Origin of the sequence: uncultured Microbacterium sp. (assembly GCF_937927635.1) — a bacterium.
GTDB lineage: Bacteria > Actinomycetota > Actinomycetes > Actinomycetales > Microbacteriaceae > Microbacterium.
The window spans coordinates 252,544-266,868 of record NZ_CALBRW010000016.1 but is presented as its reverse complement, the minus strand read 5'-3'; the positions used below and the strand labels follow the sequence as shown (position 1 = coordinate 266,868).

Annotated in this window: 15 protein-coding genes; 10 read left to right on the top strand and 5 right to left on the bottom strand. The window is 69.2% G+C overall.

Annotation, left to right across the window (positions count from 1 at the left end):
• Positions 1-100 precede the first annotated feature (100 nt).
• Together Q0568_RS05945 and Q0568_RS05940 are read left to right on the top strand one after the other, a co-directional pair.
• Entirely contained in the window at positions 101-976 is an 876-nt protein-coding gene (locus tag Q0568_RS05945) for a class II fructose-bisphosphate aldolase (RefSeq protein ID WP_298863751.1), read from the top strand.
• On the top strand, positions 973-1,749 hold the full coding sequence (locus Q0568_RS05940; protein WP_298863748.1) for a DeoR/GlpR family DNA-binding transcription regulator: 777 nt from the start codon (positions 973-975) through the stop codon (positions 1,747-1,749). Before Q0568_RS05945 ends, Q0568_RS05940 begins: the two co-directional genes overlap by 4 nt.
• 135 nt (positions 1,750-1,884) lie before the next feature.
• Here Q0568_RS05940 and Q0568_RS05935 read toward each other — a convergent pair whose 3' ends face one another.
• Positions 1,885-2,385 (bottom strand): Lrp/AsnC family transcriptional regulator, encoded by a 501-nt coding sequence (locus Q0568_RS05935; protein ID WP_298863745.1) that lies wholly within the window; start codon positions 2,383-2,385, stop codon positions 1,885-1,887.
• Positions 2,386-2,535: 150 nt separating this feature from the next.
• Between Q0568_RS05935 and Q0568_RS05930 the strand changes: the two genes are divergently transcribed.
• Entirely contained in the window at positions 2,536-3,759 is a 1,224-nt protein-coding gene (locus Q0568_RS05930) for an FAD-binding oxidoreductase (protein ID WP_298863741.1), read from the top strand.
• 158 nt (positions 3,760-3,917) lie between these two features.
• Here the strand turns inward: Q0568_RS05930 and Q0568_RS05925 are convergent, their stop codons facing one another.
• Positions 3,918-5,246: an MFS transporter gene (locus tag Q0568_RS05925; protein ID WP_298863739.1), complete on the bottom strand. Its 1,329-nt coding sequence runs from the start codon at positions 5,244-5,246 to the stop codon at positions 3,918-3,920.
• Between the two features lie 73 nt (positions 5,247-5,319).
• Between Q0568_RS05925 and Q0568_RS05920 the strand changes: the two genes are divergently transcribed.
• Positions 5,320-5,934 (top strand): helix-turn-helix domain-containing protein, encoded by a 615-nt coding sequence (locus Q0568_RS05920; protein ID WP_298863736.1) that lies wholly within the window; start codon positions 5,320-5,322, stop codon positions 5,932-5,934.
• 21 nt (positions 5,935-5,955) lie between these two features.
• On the opposite strand, the gene Q0568_RS05915 is transcribed toward Q0568_RS05920, so the two are convergent.
• Positions 5,956-6,417 carry an SRPBCC domain-containing protein gene (locus Q0568_RS05915; RefSeq protein ID WP_298863733.1) on the bottom strand — a complete coding sequence of 154 codons (462 nt, stop codon included), beginning with the start codon at positions 6,415-6,417 and terminating at the stop codon, positions 5,956-5,958.
• Between the two features lie 16 nt (positions 6,418-6,433).
• Here Q0568_RS05915 and Q0568_RS05910 point away from each other — a divergent pair, with 16 nt between their 5' ends.
• The 5 genes from Q0568_RS05910 (at position 6,434) to Q0568_RS05890 (ending at position 11,611) form a co-directional block, all read left to right on the top strand.
• Complete coding sequence (locus Q0568_RS05910) at positions 6,434-6,757, top strand: metalloregulator ArsR/SmtB family transcription factor (RefSeq protein ID WP_298863730.1); 324 nt, start codon at positions 6,434-6,436, stop codon at positions 6,755-6,757.
• 49 nt (positions 6,758-6,806) lie between these two features.
• Positions 6,807-8,099: a methyltransferase gene (locus Q0568_RS05905; protein WP_298863728.1), complete on the top strand. Its 1,293-nt coding sequence runs from the start codon at positions 6,807-6,809 to the stop codon at positions 8,097-8,099.
• 326 nt (positions 8,100-8,425) lie between these two features.
• Positions 8,426-9,688 (top strand): glycine betaine/L-proline ABC transporter ATP-binding protein, encoded by a 1,263-nt coding sequence (locus Q0568_RS05900; RefSeq protein ID WP_298863725.1) that lies wholly within the window; start codon positions 8,426-8,428, stop codon positions 9,686-9,688.
• The gene (locus Q0568_RS05895) at positions 9,688-10,638 is read left to right on the top strand and encodes a proline/glycine betaine ABC transporter permease (RefSeq protein ID WP_298863722.1); all 951 of its coding nucleotides are present in this window, start codon (positions 9,688-9,690) and stop codon (positions 10,636-10,638) included. The genes Q0568_RS05900 and Q0568_RS05895 overlap by 1 nt, the downstream gene beginning before the upstream one ends.
• A 58-nt stretch (positions 10,639-10,696) precedes the next feature.
• Positions 10,697-11,611 (top strand): glycine betaine ABC transporter substrate-binding protein, encoded by a 915-nt coding sequence (locus tag Q0568_RS05890; protein ID WP_298863719.1) that lies wholly within the window; start codon positions 10,697-10,699, stop codon positions 11,609-11,611.
• Positions 11,612-11,725: 114 nt separating this feature from the next.
• On the opposite strand, the gene Q0568_RS05885 is transcribed toward Q0568_RS05890, so the two are convergent.
• Complete coding sequence (locus tag Q0568_RS05885) at positions 11,726-12,133, bottom strand: rhodanese-like domain-containing protein (protein WP_298863716.1); 408 nt, start codon at positions 12,131-12,133, stop codon at positions 11,726-11,728.
• Positions 12,133-12,852 carry a transcriptional regulator gene (locus Q0568_RS05880; protein WP_298863713.1) on the bottom strand — a complete coding sequence of 240 codons (720 nt, stop codon included), beginning with the start codon at positions 12,850-12,852 and terminating at the stop codon, positions 12,133-12,135. Before Q0568_RS05880 ends, Q0568_RS05885 begins: the two co-directional genes overlap by 1 nt.
• 128 nt (positions 12,853-12,980) lie before the next feature.
• Between Q0568_RS05880 and Q0568_RS05875 the strand changes: the two genes are divergently transcribed.
• On the top strand, positions 12,981-14,324 hold the full coding sequence (locus tag Q0568_RS05875; RefSeq protein WP_298863710.1) for an MFS transporter: 1,344 nt from the start codon (positions 12,981-12,983) through the stop codon (positions 14,322-14,324).
• Position 14,325: the final 1 nt, after the last annotated feature.

The window sequence follows — 14,325 nt, the reverse complement described above, 5'->3', positions numbered from 1 at the left end:
CCGCTGAGACTGTCCCTCCGGCACGAGACGGGGGTGCCGACGGCATGTCCGGTTCCAGAGCAGAGACCTCGTCCGCAGCATCCGACCCGAAGGAGTCCCGATGACCCTCGTCTCCGCACGCGAGCTCGTCCGCGCCGCAGCCTCCGCCAGCACCGGCATCGGCGCATTCAACGTGATCCATCTCGAGACCGCCGAGGCGCTGGTGCAGGCATCCGAGCGGGCGCAGCTGCCCGTGATCCTGCAGATCTCGCAGAACTGCGCCGACTACCACGGCGGCCTCGAGCCGATCGGCTGGGCGACGCTGGCCATCGCACGGCGGGCCACGACGCCCGTCGCCGTGCACCTGGACCACGCCGATCGCCCGGAGCTGGTCGACGAGGCCATCGAGCTGGGCTTCGGCTCGGTGATGTTCGACGGCGGCAGGCTGGACTACGAGGAGAACGTCGAGCTCACCGCCGACGTCGCCGCCCGCGCCCGCGCAGCCGGGGTCTTCATCGAGGCCGAGCTGGGCGAGGTCGGCGGCAAGGATGGCGCCCACGCGCCCGGCGTGCGCACCGACCCCGACGAGGCGCGCGCGTTCGTCGAGGCCACCGGGGTGGACTCGCTGGCGGTCGCGGTCGGCTCTTCGCACGCGATGCTGGACCGTTCGGCATCCCTCGACATCGCCCTGATCGCGCGGCTGAAGGACGCCCTGCGCGGCGTCGGACGCAGCGGCGGCGACGTGCCGCTGGTGCTGCACGGGTCCTCGGGTGTGGCCGATGACGTGATCGTGCAGGCCGTGCGCGCCGGCATGACCAAGGTCAACGTCTCCACCCACCTGAACGGGTTCTTCACGCGCGCCATCCGCGAGAAGCTCGCTTCCGACGGGACGCTCGTCGACTCCCGCAAGTACGTCGCCCCGGCGCGCGAGGCGGTCGCCGAGGAGGCGGCGCGGATGCTGCGCCTGTTCGCCCTGGTCTCGGGCGAGGCGCGATGAACCGCGCGGCGCGGATGACCGCCATCCTCGACCTGCTGGCCGATCAGGGCGAGGTGTCGGTGGAGCAGCTCGTCGAGCGCTTCGGCGCCTCGGCGGCGACCACCCGTCGTGACCTGGACAGCCTCGCCGAGCGCCGGCTGCTCACACGCACGCACGGCGGCGCGGTCGCTCAGTCCGTGGCCTACGAGCTGCCGATCAAATACCGCAGCCACCTCGGCGCCGGCGCCAAGGAGCAGATCGCCGCGGCGGCGGCATCCCTGGTCACCCCGGGTGACGTGGTCGGACTCTCCGGCGGTACCACCACGACCGCCATCGCCGCGGCGCTCGCCGCCCGCGACGACCTCGGCGCCGACGGGATCACCGTCGTGACCAATGCCGTGAACATCGCCGCGCAGCTGGCCATGCGCCCGGAGTTCAAGGTGGTCGTCACCGGGGGCGTGATCCACTCGCGCAGCTTCGAGCTGATCGGCCCGTTCGTGCAGCAGCTGCTGGCAGGCATCCGGTTGGACATCGCCTTCCTCGGCGTCAACGGACTCTCCGCGGACGACGGGGCCACCACGCACGACGAGGCGGAGGCCGAGGTGAACCGCCTGATGGCCCAGCGCGCGACGCGCGCCGTGATCGTCGCCGACGCGTCGAAGCTCGGGAAGGCGGCCTTCGCTCACGTCGGCGGGGCTGCGCTGTTCCCCGTCGTGATCACGGACGCCGGGGCGCCGGATGCCGAGCGCATCGCCCTGACGGATGCCGGGTTCGAGGTCCGCGTCGCGGAGTGAGAGGCGCTGCCCGTGATTCCCGCGGGGCCCGAATGGCTGCCTCCCGCCTGCTGAGTCGACCATCTGCGACCCGCGACGCGCCCGGGGTGGGATGCCGCGGATCCGGCGGGGCCCGAATGGCTGCCTCCGCGAGCCTCAGATCCCCCGCGACCCGGCGGCCTGGGCGAAGATCAGGCTGGTCGAAGTGGATGCCACCTCGGGGCGCAGGCTGAGGGTGTCGGACACCAGCTCGCGCAGCGCCGCAGCATCCGGAACAGCCACGTGCACCAGGAAATCTCGGTCGCCGGCGAGGAAGTACACCCGCTGCGTGGCGGGCAGATCCTCGACATAGGCCTGGAATCTGCGCAGGTCGCCGCGGGCGTGCGCGTGCAGCCGGATCGTGATCAGCGCCTCCAGGTGCAGGCCGATCGCGGCGGGGGAGATCTCGGCGTGGAAGCCCACGATCACCCCGTTCGCCTGCAGCGCCCGGACCCGCTTCAGACAGGTGGACTCGGCGATGCCGGCGCGCGCCGCGAGCTCGGTGTTGGAGAGCCTGCCGTTGCGGCTCAGCTCGGAGATGATGGTGCGATCCACAGCATCCAGTCCGGCATCCGCCATCGCCGCACGGCGCGAGGTCGAAGAATCGGATGCCGACATGCTCACCTTCCCGTTCCGACGAAAGAATCTGCGGTGCAGAAGGCCATCTTACGCAGGATCCTTCCAATCGATCCCAGTAGGCGCTTGAGATCTGCATAATCGGGAGTGAGCGGGGCTTTGTCATGCCCCGGTGTCTTTCAGGAGGACGCAATGACGCGCACGATCGTCGTCGGGGCTGGAATGGTCGGTCTCGCCACGGCATGGCACCTGCAGGAGCGCGGGGTCGAGGTGACGGTCATCGACAAGGTCGGCGTGGCCGCCGGATCGTCGTGGGGCAACGCGGGTTGGCTCACCCCGGGCCAGGCGATCCCGCTGGCCGACACAAGCCTGTGGACCTACGGGCCGAGCGCGCTGGTGGATCCGGATGCTGCGCTGCACGTGCCCTTCCGAGTGGACCCGGGCCTGTGGACCTTCCTGGCGCAGTTCGCCTCGCACGGCACGAACAGGGCTTGGGACCGCACCATGGCGTCCCTCACTCCCATCGACAAGATGGCGCTGGACTCCTACGACGAGCTGATCGACGGCGGCGTGAAGTCGTGGACCCGTGAGGGTCCGTTCGTGATCGGCTTCCAGAAGGAGGAGCACATCAAGGGCTTCCTGCACGAGGTCGAGGGCGTCGCCCGGCACGGGCAGGAGGTGCCGTTCGAACGCCTGGAGAACCCGCGCGAGCTGGCGCCGGTGCTCGCGGACTCGGTCGAGCATGTGTACCAGCTGAAGAACCAGCGCTTCTTCGAGCCCGCCCCGTTCGTCGAGGCGCTCGGCGAGGCCGTCGTCGAGCGCGGCGCCGAGCTGCTGACCGGGCTGGAGGTCACCGACGTGTCCTCCACCCGCCGCCCCGTCGTCACGCTGTCCAACGGCGAGCACCTGGTGGCCGACTCGGTGGTCATCGCCACCGGCGCCTGGCTGCCGAAGCTCGCCCGCAAGCTCGGCGTGCGCACCCGCGTGCAGGCCGGCCGCGGCTACTCTTTCACCGTCGCAACGCCCCAGCCGCAGGAGCACCCGGTGTACTTCCCCACCGAGCGCATCGCGTGCACCCCGTACCAGGGCCGCTTCCGCATCGCCGGCACCATGGAGTTCCGCGGACCCGACGAGCCGTTCCAGCCGCGCCGCATCCAGGCGATCATCGCGCAGGCGCGCCAGGTGTTCCAGGGCATCGACTTCGAGCAGCGCGAGGACGAGTGGATGGGCTCGCGCCCCGTCACGCCCGACGGCCTGCCGCTGGTCGGCGTGACCCGCGCCCCGAACGTGTACGTGGCCGGCGGTCACGGCATGTGGGGCATCGTGCTGGGCCCCGCCACCGGCAAGCTGCTGGCCGAGCAGATCACCACCGGCCGCATCGACCCCGCCATCAAGCCCTTCGACCCGCTGCGCTGAGTCCCGGGCGCCCTGTCACGGGCGCCCCGTCCCGGCCCCTATGGTTCGGACTGGATGAAAAACGCCGCTTCTCGGGCATCCGGGCCAGCGTTTTCCATCCGGCCTGATTCCGCCGAGGCGGATACGGCCCGGGCGCAGGCCCGCCGGCGACGCGCCGGTCAGGCCACCACGGCCGCCATGCGCTCGTCGTACTGGCGGGCGTGCTCGGCCCAGCCGGACTCGGCGGGGATCGAGCGCAGCGGCCGGCTGAGCAGCGCCATCACCAGCGCGATCGCGCAGAGCGCCAGGCAGAGCAGAAGGGTCGATGAGCGCCCCGCCCACGCCAGTCCGAACCCGGCCACCAGTGGCGCGAGGGGCATGGCGCCCATGCTCAGCACGTTGCCCACGCTGTTCACCCGCCCGATCAGCTCGGTGGGAGTCGCCACCATCGTGTAGCCGCTGAAGGCCGCATTCAGGGCAGGGAGCAGGAAGACCGCTCCGCTGACCAGCAGCGCGATGCCCCAGGGCGTCTCGACGAAAACGCCGCCGGCGGTGGCGGCCGTGCACGTGACGACGCCCAGGGCCATCAGCATCCCGGCTCCGATGCGCGGTACGAGAACCGGTGCCAGCAGGGCGCCGACGAGCATCGACGCACCGGAGGCGGCCATCATCCAGCCGATCGTCGCCTCGGAGTGCCCGGCCTGCAGAACGGCGTAGATCATCGTGGTGATCCCGGCATTCAGGCCGAGATTGATCACGGTCGCCACGACGGTTCCGGTGCTCAGGTCGGGCCGGCGGAACAGCCATCGCACGCCCTCCCGCAGTTCGCGGAGTGCGTTGGCGGGGGCGGCGGGAAGAGCGGATGCCGCGGGCTCAGCATCCGTCGCATCCGACGTCTCCCGGCGCGCGACCTCCGGGCGCCCCCAGCCGACGCGCCTGCCCAGGGCCCAGCCCGCAACGGCCGCGACCACGGAACCGATGAGCATCGCGGCGCCGATCAGCCATCCGCCGATCGCCAGCAGCACTCCGCCGATCGGGCCGCCGGCGAGCTGCAGGGCCGCATCCCGTCCCTGGTTCGCCGCCTGCGCGCGCCCCATCATGCTCTCCGGCAAGATGTCCTTCAACGCGGCCTCGCCCGCCGGGTTGAACAGGCCGCCCACCGCGGCGAGCAGCACCTCGAAGACCAGCAGCATCACGAAGTCGATCCGGCCCGCCAGGGCGACGGCAGTGAAGGTGCCCGCCGCGACAGCGCCGAGCGCGGCGCCGAACGTCATCATCACGATGCGACGGTGCCGGTCGGCGAGCACGCCGCCGGCCAGGGTCGTGAGCAGTCGGACGACGGTTCCGGCCGCCGCGATGATGCCGGCCTGTGCCGGGTCGCCCGTGACGACGAGCGCCAGGAGCGGAACCGCGAAGCTGAACAGCGTCGAAGCCAGGCCCTTCCCGGTGTCGGAGGTGAGCCACAGCAGGTAGGGAGCCTGGCGCCAGAGGCGGGGCGAGGATGTCATGCCGATCACGCTAATCGTTCAGGATTAATTGCGCAATAAGAATTGCGCAATTAAGTCTGAGTAGACTCTGGGCATGGCGGAGGAACAGGGCGCCGATGCGCCGTCGCAGCGGGAGTCGGAGCCGACGGTGGCCGCGACCACGACGATCCTCAAGGCGTTCACGCATCCGCTGCGCCGCCAGATCCTGCGGCTCTTCCCCAAGCATCGGTTCCTGCGTGCGGCCGACATCGCGCAGCTGCTGGACGTGCCGGCGAACAAGGTGAGCTTCCATCTGCGCGCGCTGGCCGATGCCGGCCTGATCGTCGAGGCGCCCGAGCACGCGCGGGACCGCCGCGATCGCGTGTGGCGGGGAAGCCGCGAGGCCGTGAACATCGGCGGACCCGAGCAGCCCATCGAGGATCCCGCGCTCGGCGACGCGGTGCTCAAGGTGCTGATCGACGAGCACTACGATGTCGTGCGCAGGATGCTGGCGTGGACGCCCGACTACATGGCGGGCAGGACGACCGAGGTCCACGCGGAGTTCTCACAGGGAACCGTCCGCCTGACGGAGGCGGAGTTCCTGGCGATGATGAAGCGGATGGCCGCGGTCTCGAAAGAGGCGGCGGAGGCGCACGACCGCGACAACCCCGACGACCTCGACACCCGCGTCTGGAACGTCGACATCATCGCGGCCGACGACACGATCTGACGCCGCCGTGCGCGGACGGACCTACTTGTAGAAGCCCTCGCGCAGGTTGATGCCGTGCTCGACCCACGCCTTCAGAGCCGCGAGCATCCCGGTCCAGCCCTCGCAGTTGCCGAAGGCGCTCTTCGCGCCGGCATCCGTCGCGCGCCACGAGTTCTCGGTGATCGTCACCAGGGTGCGCGCGCGGTCGTCGATCGGCGTGAACTCGAAGACGACGCGGGTGCGGTCGTCGACAGTCTCGCTGCCGTCCCACTCGATCACGATCCGCTTCGGGGCGTCGGCCTCGACGACCGTCACCGGGAAGCGGCCGGGGAAGTCCGCGAAGTCCCAGCTGACGTCGGCGTCGGGCTCGAGTCGACCCCGCGCGCCGCCGGTGGTGAAGTACTTCGACAGGATGCCGGGATCGGCGACCGCCTCGTAGACCTCCGCGACAGGGCGCGAGATGCGGCCCGACACGGTGAACGACAGTTCCGTGAGCTCTGACATGTTATAAGATTACAACATGTCATCGAGAGATCAAGACCCCGGTGATGACGACCTCGTCTTCAAGGCACTCGCCGCACCCGTCAGAAGGCGGATGCTGGACGCCCTCCGTCCCGCGGAACTGGCCACCGGCGAGCTGTGCGCCCGGTTCCCGGAATTGAACCGCACGACCGTCCTGCAGCACCTGCGCGTGCTCGAGCGTGCTGACCTGGTGATCGGCCGTCGCGTCGGGCGGGAACGGCGGCTGTCGCTCGCACCCCAGCCGATCAAGCGCATCTTCGATCGTTGGATCGGCGACTACGCGCGTGCCGCGGTGGAGCTGCTCGACGACCTGGACGGATGAGGCGCCACCCGCACCCGCATCAGTGTCCGCTGCCGGATACAGTGAGCGGGTGCCCTTCGACTTCAGCCGCCTGCGGCGGTTCCCCGACGTCGAGGCGCCGAACCTGCAGGCGTGGGATGCCACCGACGAGCTGCTGGTGCGGTGGGCGCTCGATGCCGGTATCCCGGGCGAGCAGATCGCGGTCATCGGCGACGAGTACGGCGCCATCACGCTGGCGCTGGCGGATGCCGGGCTGCGGGGCCTCCGCGTGCATCAGGACCTGGTGACCGGACGGCGCGCGCTGGCGAACAACGCGGCCGCGCTCGGGGTGGCGTATCGGATCACGGATGCTGCGGGGCCGGACCGGCGTGTCGACGCGGGACACGCCGTGGAATCAGGCGGGCATCCGGAATCCGGCACCGCGCTCAGGTCGCACGAGCTCGGCGAGACCCTGCTCCAGGGTGCCCGTCTGGTGCTTCTGCAGCTGCCGAAGGCGCTCGCGGAGCTGGAGGAGATCGCGGATGCCGTGGCGCGTTGGGCCGCTCCCGACGTGACCCTCATCGCGGGAGGGCGCGTCAAGCACATGACCCTCGCGCAGAACGAGGTGCTGGCGCGGTTCTTCGGCTCGGTGCAGCCGCAGCGCGCGGAGCGGAAGTCCCGGCTGATCAGGGCATCCGAACCTCATGCAGTCTCAGTAGAACCGCCGTTCCCGGTCAGTCAGACCCACGACGGCCTCATCCTCTGCGCCTTCGGCGGCGCGTTCGCGGGTGCCCGGCTGGACATCGGAACCCGGGTGCTGCGGGACGCGCTGCCGCAGCTCTCCGCCGGCTTCGGTTCACAACTCCGGAGATCCGGTGCGGAGAGGGCGGAAACGACCGCGAGCGAGCCAGTCGGCGGACAGTTCTCCGGAGTTGTGAACGGGTCGCGCCTCCGCGTCATCGACCTCGGCTGCGGCACCGGCGCGCTCGCCGTCGCCTTCGCCCTGCAGAACCCGCAGGCGCTGGTCACGGCCACCGACCGCTCCGCGTCGGCAGTCCGCTCCGCCCGCGCCACCATGGCGGCGAACGGCCTCGAGGGTCGGGTGCAGGTCACCCTCGACGACGCGGGCTCGGAGCTCCCCGCCGCGAGTGCCGACCTCATCCTGCTGAACCCGCCGTTCCACCTCGGCGCGAGCGTGCACGAGGGAGCCGGAAGGCGTCTCATCCAGGCCGTCGCGCGCCTGCTCAAACCCGGCGGCGAGGTGTGGACGGTGTTCAACTCCCACCTCGATCACCGGCGCATCCTGAGCCGCGATGTCGGCTCCACGGAGCAGGTCGTCCGCACTCCGAAATTCACCGTCACGCGCAGCATCCGTCGCGGCTGACCTGGGGATCGGCCCGATCCCGACACGCCCACAATCCCTGGTGAGAGGAAGATTCCAAGACAGCGATTTGCCACCGGATCAGCCATTCGTTAGCGTAGACGGGTGACCTGGGGGTCACAACACCAGTCCGCGGCCGCGTCCTTCTTTCGACCTGAGCTGTACACGAAGAGGCGCGGGCGTACGGTCGATGCTCTTTGCGGGGGTCCGAAATCCCCGTCCGCGCCGCCAGTACAGCGATTGTCGAAACGGCCCTGTGACCATCACCCGGGCGTTACCGAAGCAGACTCGCCACAACCCTGGAAGCGGGCGAGTCCGCCGGGGGAATCGTGTCCGAGATCGCTCTTGAAGCGCACCATCTCTACAAGGTCTTCGGTCGCAGTCCGCAGCATGCGGTCAAGCGTCTGAAGGCCGGTGAGACCCGAACCGATGTGCTGGATGCCGGCACAGCAGCCGTGATCGACGCGAGCTTCACCGTGAACCGCGGCGAGATCTTCGTGATCATGGGGCTGTCCGGATCGGGCAAGTCCACCATCATCCGCATGCTCAACGGCCTGCACGACATCACCGACGGCGAGGTCATCGTCGGCGGCGACGACATCGCCAAGGCGGCGCCCGCGGCGCTGCGGAAGATCCGTCGCGAGCGCATCTCGATGGTGTTCCAGCACTTCGCGCTGCTGCCGCACCGCACGGTGGCCGCCAACGTCGCCTACCCGCTCGAGCTGCAGGGCGTCGGAAAGGCCGAGCGCCTGGCCCGCGCCGAGGAGATCCTCTCCCTCGTGGGTCTGAGCGGCTGGGGCGACAAGCTGCCCAGCGAGCTCTCCGGCGGCATGCAGCAGCGCGTCGGCATCGCCCGCGCGCTGGCCGCCGACACCGAGATCCTGCTCATGGACGAGGCGTTCAGCGCCCTGGACCCGCTGATCCGCCGTGAGATGCAGGAGCAGCTGGTCGAACTGCAGTCCAAGCTGCAGAAGACCATCGTGTTCATCACGCACGACCTCAACGAGGCCATGTTCCTCGGCGACCGCATCGCCGTGATGCGCGACGGTCGCATCGTGCAGATCGGCACGCCCGAGGACATCCTCACCGACCCCGCCAACGACTACGTCGAGCAGTTCGTGCAGGACGTCGACCGCGCCCGCGTGCTCACCGCCGCCAACGTCATGGAGCCGGCCCGACCGGTCGTCCCCGACACCGCCGGCCCGCGTACCGCGCTGCGCCAGATGCGCGACGCCTACATGTCGGCCACCTACGTGGTCGGTCGCGACCGCAGGCTGGTCGGCATCGTCACCGACCGGGATGCCGTGAAGCTGGTCCGCAAGGGCGGCTCGTCGCTCTCCGGCATCCTCAAACCCGTGCCGCAGACGGTCGACGAGGACGAGGTGCTGATGAACCTGTTCATCCCCTCTGTCGAGTCGCCGCTGCCGCTGGCGGTGACGGATGCCGAGGGGCGCCTGGTCGGCGTGATCCCGCGCGTCACGCTGCTGGCAGCGCTCGGCCCCGGGCCGGGTGCCACGGGCGAGCTCACCATCCCGGTGCAGCCGATGCCCACCACGGAGATCGATCAGATTCTCGCAGAGGAGGTGCGCTGATGGAAGGATTCCGGATTCCGCTCGGAGAGTGGGTAGATGACGGACTGAACTGGCTGCTGGACAACCTGGAGTGGTTCTTCACATTCCTCTCCAACGTGATCGGCGCGCTGGTCGACGGACTGTCGACCGCGCTGATCCAGACCCCGATCCCGGTGATGATCATCGTGTTCGCGCTGATCGCGTGGTTGCTGCGCTCGTGGAAGCTGGCGCTGGGAACCGCCCTGTCGTTCATCCTCATCGTGGGGCTGGACCTGTGGACTCCCGCCATGCAGACCCTCGCGCTGGTGCTGGTCGCGGCCATCATCGCCGTGCTGATCGCCGTGCCGCTGGGCATCTGGTCGGCCCGCAACGACGCCGTGCGCGCAGCGCTGAAGCCGGTGCTCGACTTCATGCAGACCATGCCGGCGTTCGTCTACCTGATCCCCGCGATCATGTTCTTCGGCATCGGCGTGGTGCCCGGCATCTTCGCGACCGTGATCTTCGCGCTGCCCCCGGGCGTGCGGCTGACCGAGCTCGGCATCCGCGGCGTGGACGGCGAGACCGTCGAGGCCGCGCAGGCCTTCGGTGCCACGCCCTCGCAGATCCTGCGCGGCGTGCAGCTGCCGCTGGCGCTGCCGACCATCATGGCCGGCATCAACCAGCTGATCATGCTGGCGCTGTCGATGGCGGTGATCGCCGGCATGGCCGGCGCCGACGGTCTGGGCAAGATGGTCGTGCAGGGCATCTCGTCGATGGACGTGCCCATGGGCGTCGAGTCGGGTCTGGGCATCGTGCTCATCGCCGTGTTCCTCGACCGCTGCACGGCCGCCCTCGCCCAGCCCTCCCCGACCTCCCTGCTGGGCCTGCTGGAGCACGTCCGCCAGGAGAAGCGCAAGGCGGATGCCGAGGAAGCAGCATCCGAGGCATCCGAACTCGTCGTGGCGGGACCCCGCCGCGCTCCCATCGCCTGAATCAACCCACGCAATCACATACGGAACGCACGACGTCATGCATGACGGAAGGAAACTCATGAAGAAGCGACACCTCACCAGCGCCCTCACCCTCACCACCGTGGCGGCCCTCGCCCTGGTCGGCTGCGCGAGCGGCACCACCGGCACGAGCGACGCCTCCGGCGACAAGCCCGCCGGCGACAAGGGCACCATCACGCTGGGCTTCCTGCCCGGCTGGACCGACGGACTGAGCACCGCCTACCTGCTGCAGGACCAGCTGGAGAAGATGGGCTACACCGTCGAGATGGACACCCTCACCGACGCGGGCCCGCTGTACACGGGTCTCGCCAAGGGCGATGTGGACATCTACCCGTCGGCGTGGCCTGAGGTCACGCACAAGAAGTACATGGACAAGTTCGGCGACAAGATCGAGGACCTGGGCAAGTACTACGACAACGCCAAGCTCACGATCGCGGTGCCGGAATACACCAAGATCGACTCGATCGAGGACCTCAAGGGCAACGCCGACATGTTCGGCGGGAAGATCGTCGGCATCGAGCCCGGTGCGGGGCTGACCGAGCAGACCCAGAAGCACATGCTGCCCGAGTACGGTCTGACCGACGAGTACGAGCTTGTCACCTCGTCGACCGCCGCGATGCTGGCCGAGCTGAAGAAGGCGACCGACGCCAAGAAGGACATCGTCGTCACGCTGTGGCGTCCGTTCTGGGCCAACAGCGCCTTCCCCGTGAAGGACCTGAAGGATCCGAAGGGCGCGATGGGCGAGCCCGAGGGCCTGCACTTCCTCGGCACGAAGGGCTTCAGCGAGAAGAACGCCGACGCCGCCGCGTTCATCAAGAAGATCAAGCTGACCGACGAGCAGTACGGTGCGCTGGAGGGCCTGGTCACCTCCGACGAGTACAAGGACAAGTCCGCGGATGCCGTGGACAAGTGGATCTCCGAGTACGCCGACCAGCTCGACTGGCTGCAGAAGTAAGCAGCCGCACCTTCGCCGAGACCCCTCCTGGCCGCCGACACCCCTCGTGGGCGACGCGGCTCAGGAGGGGTCTCGGCGCTGGTGAGGGGTCTCGGCGAGGGGGGGCTCGAGCCGTCAGGCCTCGGCCGTGACCAGCGGATCCGGCGCCTGGCGGGTCACTGCGCCGCCCGACTCGGTCGGGAAGCCGTTGCGCACCCAGTACTCGTAGCCGCCGAGCAGCTCGCGGGTGTCCAGTCCCGCAGCCAGCAGGATGCGGGCGGTGGTGGTCGCGCCGTTGCATCCCGGGCCCCAGCCGTACACGATCAGCGTGCGGTCGCGGGGAAGGTCGTCGAGTCCGGTGGCGAGAGCGGATGCCGGAAGATGCAGCGCTCCGGCGATGTGCCCGTGGTCCCAGGACTCCTGCCGGCGCGTGTCGACGAGCACGGCGGAGCCCGCCGCGACCGCGCGCGATGCGGCCACCACGTCGATCTCGTAGGCCAGGCGCGCGTCGACGAACGCGAGCCGGGCGGCGATGCCGTCCATCAGCTCCTCGCCTCATCGAGGTAGGCGTACGCGGTCACCCGCGACACGTGCAGGCGCTTCGCGATGGTCTCGATGGATTTGCGCATCTGCGTCACTCCGCGCTTCTCGAGCTTCTCCAGCACGGCGATCCTGTCGTCGCGGGACATCTGCTCCACGGGCCGGCCGATCTCGGCGATGGCCTCGGAGATCATCTGATCCATCACCGAGAGCAGGTCGGAGCCGAAGTGCTCCTGCGGTGCCTCCTCGGCGCCTGTCGGCGATACCGGCAGCAGCGCCTCGATCATGTTGCGCGCCTGCTGCAGGGGGCTCAGGTCGACGTTGATGCACAGCGAGGCGATGATGTCGCCGGACGCGTTGTGGAAGTAGATCGACGAGCTGCGCAGTTCGCGCCCATCGCTGGTGACGGCGCGGTAGCCGAACGCGTCGTGGTTCCGCCGCCTGTCCTTGAGCACGTCCAGGCCGAGCGAGGTGGAGGGGCCGCCGACCGCGCGGCCGGTGACGTGGCCGTTCTCGATCGCCATGATCGTGTGGTCCAGGTCGACGTCGCTTCCGTCGAGGTTGTGCAGCACGACCTCGACGGACGGCCCGGCGGCCGTGGCGAGCGCGCGCATCACGGGTTGGTACAGCCGCAGCACCTCGTCGGCGGTCTCGTAGGTCTGCCGTGCGGCGGCGTCGGCGAGCGCGGATGCCGTGTCGTCGGTCGCTGTTCGTGTCGTCATCGTGCACCTGAGCTTTACAAGAATTATTCAACGTAGACAGAATGTCTGTCTACGGGATATCTTAGCGGCGACCCTACGTCACGTCGAGGGTGATCCCGACCGATCCCTCGCAGAGCAAGGAGGCTCCCATGTCCCAGGCCGTGGCCCCGAGAGGGCTGACCGCGCGCCAGCGCCGGATGATCGCCGGCGGCTCCATCGGCACCCTGATGGAGTACTACGACTACTACCTGTACGGCCTCGCCTCGGCGGCCGTCTTCCCCGCGGTGTTCTTCTCGACCGACGACCCGATCATGGCCCAGCTGTCGTCGTTCGCGACCTTCGCCGTCGGCTTCCTGCTGCGCCCGCTCGGCGGGATCATCTGGGGCATCGTCGGCGATCGGATGGGTCGGAAGCCCGTGCTGATGATCACCGTGGTCGGCATGGGCCTGGCCACCACCGGCATCGGGCTCATCCCGCCGGATCATCAGATCGGCGTGATCGCGCCGATCCTGCTGATCCTGTGCCGGATGTTCCAGGGCTTCTTCGTCGGCGGCGAGATGGGCGGCGCGGCGACGATGGTCGTCGAGAACGCCCCCACCGGCAAGCACGGCCTGTACGGCGCGTTCCTGATCTCGGGTGCGGGCATCGCCAACATGGTCTCGGGTGGTCTGATGGCCGCGCTCGGTCTGACCCCCGGCTCCTGGTTCATCGAGTGGGGCTGGCGCATCCCGTTCGTCTTCTCGATCGTGCTGGCGGCCATCGCCATCCTCCTGCGGCGCAAGCTCGAGGAGTCCGACGAGTTCGTCCAGACCCAGACGCTGCAGATCGCCGCGGCGGGCAAAAAGGCCAACCCGCTGGTCGAGGTGTTCCGTCACCCGAAGAACGCGATCATGGGCATCCTGATCGGACTTCCGCAGTCGATCGCCGGCTATGTCATCCTCACCTACGGCCTGGGCTTCATGGTGACGAACAAGCACCTGCCCGCGTGGATGGGCTTCGCCGGCACGATGATGGTCGGGCTGCTGCAGATCTTCGTCGCTCCGCTGTGGGGGCACATCTCCGACCGGATCGGCCGTCGCACGGTGTACATCATCGGATGCCTCGGCTTCGCCGCCATGGTCTATCCGGCGTTCGCGCTGTTCACCACCGGCAACATGTGGCTGATCTGGCTCGGCCAGATCCTCGGCTTCGTCGTGTTCGGCGTGGCCATGCAGGCCACCCTGTCGACCATGCTGGTGGAGATGTTCGACGCGGAGGCGCGTACCACCGGCGTCAACATCGGATACCAGTTCTCGAACACGCTGGGCGGCGGGTTCGCCCCGCTGATCTGCGCTGCCCTGGTGGCCGCCGCCGGCGGTGCCTTCTGGCCCGTGGTGGTCTACTCCGCGGTGATCGCCATCGTCGGCGTGATCGCCACCCTGGTGGCATCCATCCGCCCCGACGTGGAGGGCGCCGGCCGCCTGCACGAGCTGGCCGCCACCCGGGCCCTCTGAC

What these genes read in the sequence shown, in the direction of transcription:
- Q0568_RS05945 (WP_298863751.1), top strand. Translation starts at nt 101, where the DNA reads ATGACCCTCGTCTCCGCACGCGAGCTCGTCCGCGCCGCAGCCTCCGCC.
- Q0568_RS05940 (WP_298863748.1), top strand. Translation starts at nt 973, where the DNA reads ATGAACCGCGCGGCGCGGATGACCGCCATCCTCGACCTGCTGGCCGAT.
- Q0568_RS05935 (WP_298863745.1), bottom strand. Translation starts at nt 2,385, where the DNA reads ATGTCGGCATCCGATTCTTCGACCTCGCGCCGTGCGGCGATGGCGGAT.
- Q0568_RS05930 (WP_298863741.1), top strand. Translation starts at nt 2,536, where the DNA reads ATGACGCGCACGATCGTCGTCGGGGCTGGAATGGTCGGTCTCGCCACG.
- Q0568_RS05925 (WP_298863739.1), bottom strand. Translation starts at nt 5,246, where the DNA reads ATGACATCCTCGCCCCGCCTCTGGCGCCAGGCTCCCTACCTGCTGTGG.
- Q0568_RS05920 (WP_298863736.1), top strand. Translation starts at nt 5,320, where the DNA reads ATGGCGGAGGAACAGGGCGCCGATGCGCCGTCGCAGCGGGAGTCGGAG.
- Q0568_RS05915 (WP_298863733.1), bottom strand. Translation starts at nt 6,417, where the DNA reads ATGTCAGAGCTCACGGAACTGTCGTTCACCGTGTCGGGCCGCATCTCG.
- Q0568_RS05910 (WP_298863730.1), top strand. Translation starts at nt 6,434, where the DNA reads ATGTCATCGAGAGATCAAGACCCCGGTGATGACGACCTCGTCTTCAAG.
- Q0568_RS05895 (WP_298863722.1), top strand. Translation starts at nt 9,688, where the DNA reads ATGGAAGGATTCCGGATTCCGCTCGGAGAGTGGGTAGATGACGGACTG.
- Q0568_RS05890 (WP_298863719.1), top strand. Translation starts at nt 10,697, where the DNA reads ATGAAGAAGCGACACCTCACCAGCGCCCTCACCCTCACCACCGTGGCG.
- Q0568_RS05885 (WP_298863716.1), bottom strand. Translation starts at nt 12,133, where the DNA reads ATGGACGGCATCGCCGCCCGGCTCGCGTTCGTCGACGCGCGCCTGGCC.
- Q0568_RS05880 (WP_298863713.1), bottom strand. Translation starts at nt 12,852, where the DNA reads ATGACGACACGAACAGCGACCGACGACACGGCATCCGCGCTCGCCGAC.
- Q0568_RS05875 (WP_298863710.1), top strand. Translation starts at nt 12,981, where the DNA reads ATGTCCCAGGCCGTGGCCCCGAGAGGGCTGACCGCGCGCCAGCGCCGG.